Raw genomic sequence first — 5,124 nt, forward strand, 5'->3', positions numbered from 1 at the left:
CCAACGCACCGCAAATCTTTATCATTGAAAAATAAAACGAGTAGGCTTCACGAATTTCATCATCAAAAAACTTTGCTTCGAATTTCTTCTCTCCGGCAAATAGTTTCCAGGCAGATTCCATTTGTGTAATGGATGCGAATACATCGGTGATGATCATTTTGATATTAGCATATTGAAAACGGCTGGCATCATACCGAAAGAAGAAACTTCTTATTGGTTCGGTTAATGGCATGTAGTGAAAGTTACGCACAACGCCCGCCACTACGACTTCTTCGCCTTCGGGCAATATAAATGATTCACCTATAGCTGACGCTACATCTTTTATAGCAAATGCCTTTAGAAACTCTTCGTTCACAATTATATGTTTTCGGTTCTGCGCTATATCTTCCGAAAAATTACTCCCGGCCAGCAGCGATAACTTCATATTGTTTATATACTTTTCATCTATAAACATCTGAGACACTTCCGAAGAATCAGTTCGTTCACCGTCCTTCACCCATATACTCTCCAGGCCACTGGCACCCACAACATCAGACGACATCGATATACTTTGCACGGAAGTGAGTTTAGAAAACTCATTGCGAAATACTTGCGGATCAGCTCCCTGCAATGGCACATCCAGTATATTTTCCTGATCGAACCCAAAATTGTGATTGAGTGTATGACGATACTGACTCAACACAATCACTACCGACATGATGAACCCGAGCGACAATGCAAATTGTCCAACGATCAATGCCTTGCGAAGGCTGAGGCGAGATATACCTTTACTTACCGGCTTAGTTCGCAATGCCTGGATCGGTGTAAGTTTGGAGAAATAAACTGCCGGTATAATACCCGCTATAATACCGACTGCAAGTGCAAAGAGTACAAAATATAGCATGGTGCGCAGGTTCATCGAGAGATCGAGTCCTGTGCGATCGGCCAGCATTAATAAGAATTGCTCACGCGCGGTAAGAAATATATAGTACGAGAGTATTAGTGCGAGCAAAGTAATGATAACGGTTTCGGTAATAAATTGCAGAAAGATCTGGTTTCGCTGGCCGCCCATTACTTTGCGCAAGCCTATTTCCTTCATCCGCTTTAAGGCACGTGATATAGATATATTTGCATAGTTGAAACATGCTGGCAGCAAAATCATAGCAGTAAGAACTATAAATATACCTATCGACAAATAATCCCACTCCGGGCCAATCTGGTATCGTAACTCACGGCCGGGGGCTATATCGGTCAATGCTTGTAATTCAAATCGGGCAGAAAAATCCTTATTGTTTGCATACTGTTTGGTTGCTACTGTATTCAAGTACGATTCTATATCCGACACGTTGTGTTGTTCCGGGAACAGTATATAGATGTAAGAGCCCGGAAACTCAACCCAATTATTCAGTTGCTCTGTGGTTGCAGACGAAAGGAGTGTCTGGTAAGATGCCAGCACTTCAAATTCCATGTGCGAGTTTTTTGAATAGTTTTTCAGCAGGCCTGTAATCTCAAAGTCGTGCCCACCCATCTCAATCACTTTACCTATAGCATCCTCTTCTCCAAACATCTTTGTTGCAGCCTCCTCTGTCATCACCATAGTATTCGGCTTAACGAGGGCCTGCGCAACGTTGCCTTTCAGTAAAGGAAAAGTAAATACCTGCAGAAAATTATCATCTGCATAATAGCCTTGCAACGGTATAGCTTTATTCAGGTAATGTGCTTCTGCAGAAAGTGAATTGTTGATCCGCACCACTTTTTCTATACCGGTATAATTGTCTTTTAAATTTTGTGCTATAGCAGATGGTGCCGTAGCCAGCGCACGCACCTTCACATTATTATCGGTTATGGAGATCACCCTGTATATTCTGTCTTTGTTTACATGAAACGCATCGTAAGTCCACAGAAACGAAAGCATAGCAATCAATAATAAACCTATAGACATACCAACGGCCAGCCCCAGCGCATTAATGATCGTAAAAAATTTATGTTTGGCCAGGTTGCGTGTTGCAATAAGAAAGTAATTTTTTAGCATAGCAGGATGAAATGATGAGTATGAGTAATAATGATGCGCGGACCTCTGCTTTCTCTTTTTTATAGCATAAGAGAATAACAATGAAAGGATGCGCTGCCAGTATTCGAGCTTCGCTTTATATACCGGCATGTTTTCTAAGTCATTGTAAAATATTTCTTCAAGGTCGCCACATAAGTCTTCGGTATATATGGGGTCGCAATACCAGGCAAAGATCTTATCGGCAAGCCGCGGTGGTTTAACAGTTTTCATTTGGAGAGTGATAGGGTTCCCTTGGATAATTTCCACAGTTCATCGCGCAATGATTTCATGTGGTGCAATTCTATTTTCCCCTGATGCGTTACTTCAAAGTAACGCTTGCGTCTGCCTCCGCGCTCTTGTGTTGGCTCACCGAGCCATGATTTTAAATAGCCTTTTTCTTCCAACCGCGTAATGGTTGCATGCAATGCTCCCAGACTTATACTGCGGTCAGCACGTTGTTCTATGGCTTCTTTTACTGTTACACCATAGGCATCTTCGCCCAGGCTGGCAATTGTAAGCAGCACTAGCTCTTCAAATTCTCCGATGTATCCCTTCATGAGATGGGGTTCTATGTACTTATACTGTAAACATAGAAAATATGTTTCTATTTTTAATAAAAAATAGTCCAGCAACACACACTGTTGTCTTTTAAAGCAGACTATAACACATTATGAACTAAATATTGAGGAAGAAAATTTTACGAAGATGTGCTTCGAGATTTGCATCGATGGGCAGGAAACGGTTCAGTGTATGTTCATAAAAATAATCCACACCGTTACCAAAATGAATAATTATTTCAACGGGCACCACTTCATAGCCCAATCTCTTCGCAGCAACAATGCGATGGTTGCCATCGGTGAGTAGCGCTGTATTCTTTATCACCGTAAGCTCGAGTGGCGTAAGGCCATGCTCTTTCACATAGCCCGTTACTTCATCTACATCATACATATTGATGTAGGGCAGCCGTGGTGCCGGCACTTCATCACGTTTAAATTCCCGATAACTCCAAAGAACACTGATCGGAATTTCTGCTTGTCTTTTATAGATCATGCGTTTACCCTCCTTTCAACATCACTTACTTAATGAAGACAAACCCTATACCGACAGGTGCAATGGCGTTTAGTGCCATAATTTCAATTATTGAGCAGGTGGCTCTCTCAACTTTACTATGATAGCTCTCATATTGGGAGGGCAACTATAGATTGATACAGATATGTGCAGCGACGCTAAAATTTGTAAGGGTTATAAATAAAAAAGGAAGGCACCTGGCCTCCCTTCTTTCCTTGGGCTAAATATGCGAATCAAAACAACGGAATATCAATATCTCATACGTGATGCAGAACGCATTCTCTGTGTTTATGCGCAAATATAAAACAACAACATTAAAAATGACTCATGCATTTTTCCTACACATGCATGTAGGCATTAACGGTTTAAAACGGTGTGGAGTGGACAACTGTTTAATAACCGAATCCGCGGCTGATCGCTTCATTGATCTCAGCGCCAGATCTGTTCAAGGTAAACATCCTTACTTTACCGGTATGCGTATTAAAAACTATTTTCCGTCCGTAGTTACCGCCGGTCTGTTGCGCTGCAATGCGAATACCTGCTTCTTTCAGCAATGCTACGGCTATTTCTACATTTCTTCTTCCAATGGAAAACATGGTGTGATCACCAGCCCAAGAGTTACATCCGCCAAAAATTTTGGCCTCCATCGATGCAATGCGGGCTCCACGGTTTAGCATAGAACGTATTAACATGGTAGTAGAGGAGTAGCCATGATCCGGATCGGATGGAGAACTTTCAACAGAACCTGGCATGCGATAGTGGTTCATTCCACTCAACAGGTGTTGTTTATCCCAAAAACAAACCGATACACATGAACCAAGCACAGTATATATTTGTGCCGGCACTGTGGTGATTATAAATTGTCCACTGGTTAAAAAATAGCGCTTAAGCGATAACATCTGGGCGTTGATATATAGTGGGCTGTATTTGCTTTAACGGTACATTCATACCCATAACGGACTCGCTGTGACCGAGAAATAGTAAGCCTCCGGGCTTCAGGCAAGTCATAAGTTTTCTGATAACATTCTCCTGCACAACTCTGTCAAAATAGATCAACACATTACGGCAGAAGATAAGATCGTGTGTGCCCTGCAGAGCGCTATCTGTAGGTTCAATTAAATTAATGCGTCTATAGGTAATTTTATTTCTGAACATTGGCTTTACCCGCACAAGACTACTGTTATCATCTTTACTTTTCAGAAGGTAACTTCGCTTCCAGGCAGATGGAATCACCGAGGTTCGCTCTGCGCGATATATTCCCTGATGTGCTGCTTGTATAGCGCGAACAGAAATATCGCTTGCCAAAATGGAATAATTAAACGCGGCATACTGCTTTCTAAATTCCTCGAACAACATTACCAGTGAATAGGGCTCTTCTCCGGTGGAACAGCCCGCAGACCAAACCTTCAGGTTTCTCAATCCTTTCTGCTGCATGTAGGCAGGCAAGTATATATCTGATAAAAATTGGAAGTGAGAAGGCTCGCGAAAAAAATCTGTTTTGTTGGTTGTGATCAGGTCGACCACGCGCCATAATTCATCCTTCTTGCCTTTATCGCTAAATATATAGTCTATAAATTCGGTGTAACTGGTTAACCCCAACGTTCTTACTTTTTTATTCAACCGGCTTTCCAACATAGATCGTTTTGATGGCGGCAGCTTAATACCATAATTCGCTATAATATAGCGGCTAAGTTTTTCGAAGCTGGCATCGTCCATGTGCAACGCTGCTGATTCACCCTGATACATGCTCTAAGCCGGATTCAAAATTTATAGGAATACAAACTTTATCAGCAGAAATACAGCAATCATAATCAACAGGTATAAGAAGATCTTTCCCCGCTTCATATACCACTTCCCCATATCAAAATCTCCCATACCTGTTTTTTATATTACGAACGAAAAATTCAAAACTCTGTAAATTCCTGGTCACCAGGTCCGTCTTCCAGTTTCAAGTCTATACCTTTACCAAAAGCAGGCGCATGCTGCCGCACATGATTCTCAAGAGTTTTCTTTTTCATGTTGCTGCG

At 41.8% G+C, this 5,124-nt stretch carries 5 protein-coding genes; all 5 read right to left on the reverse strand.

What is annotated here, in order from left to right; genetic code table 11:
* On the reverse strand, positions 1-2,260 hold a 2,260-nt coding region (locus tag VIN08_RS06885), incomplete at its 3' end, for an ABC transporter permease (protein WP_331962210.1).
* Positions 2,257-2,586 (reverse strand): PadR family transcriptional regulator, encoded by a 330-nt coding sequence (locus VIN08_RS06890; protein ID WP_331962213.1) that lies wholly within the window; start codon positions 2,584-2,586, stop codon positions 2,257-2,259. The genes VIN08_RS06890 and VIN08_RS06885, both read right to left, overlap by 4 nt.
* Before the next feature lie 118 nt (positions 2,587-2,704).
* Positions 2,705-3,079 carry a hypothetical protein gene (locus VIN08_RS06895; protein WP_331962216.1) on the reverse strand — a complete coding sequence of 125 codons (375 nt, stop codon included), beginning with the start codon at positions 3,077-3,079 and terminating at the stop codon, positions 2,705-2,707.
* A 410-nt stretch (positions 3,080-3,489) separates the two neighbouring features.
* The gene (locus VIN08_RS06900) at positions 3,490-3,996 is read right to left on the reverse strand and encodes a chemotaxis protein CheD (protein ID WP_331962219.1); all 507 of its coding nucleotides are present in this window, start codon (positions 3,994-3,996) and stop codon (positions 3,490-3,492) included.
* The gene (locus tag VIN08_RS06905) at positions 3,983-4,843 is read right to left on the reverse strand and encodes a protein-glutamate O-methyltransferase CheR (RefSeq protein ID WP_331962221.1); all 861 of its coding nucleotides are present in this window, start codon (positions 4,841-4,843) and stop codon (positions 3,983-3,985) included. The genes VIN08_RS06900 and VIN08_RS06905 overlap by 14 nt, the downstream gene beginning before the upstream one ends.
* Positions 4,844-5,124 lie beyond the last annotated feature (281 nt).

This window comes from Ohtaekwangia sp. (assembly GCF_036568665.1).
Taxonomy (GTDB): domain Bacteria; phylum Bacteroidota; class Bacteroidia; order Cytophagales; family Cyclobacteriaceae; genus Ohtaekwangia.

Coding starts and splice junctions, on each gene's coding strand:
- VIN08_RS06900 (WP_331962219.1), bottom strand. CDS start 3,996: ATGTTATCGCTTAAGCGCTATTTTTTAACCAGTGGACAATTTATAATC.
- VIN08_RS06905 (WP_331962221.1), bottom strand. CDS start 4,843: ATGTATCAGGGTGAATCAGCAGCGTTGCACATGGACGATGCCAGCTTC.
- VIN08_RS06890 (WP_331962213.1), bottom strand. CDS start 2,586: ATGAAGGGATACATCGGAGAATTTGAAGAGCTAGTGCTGCTTACAATT.
- VIN08_RS06895 (WP_331962216.1), bottom strand. CDS start 3,079: ATGATCTATAAAAGACAAGCAGAAATTCCGATCAGTGTTCTTTGGAGT.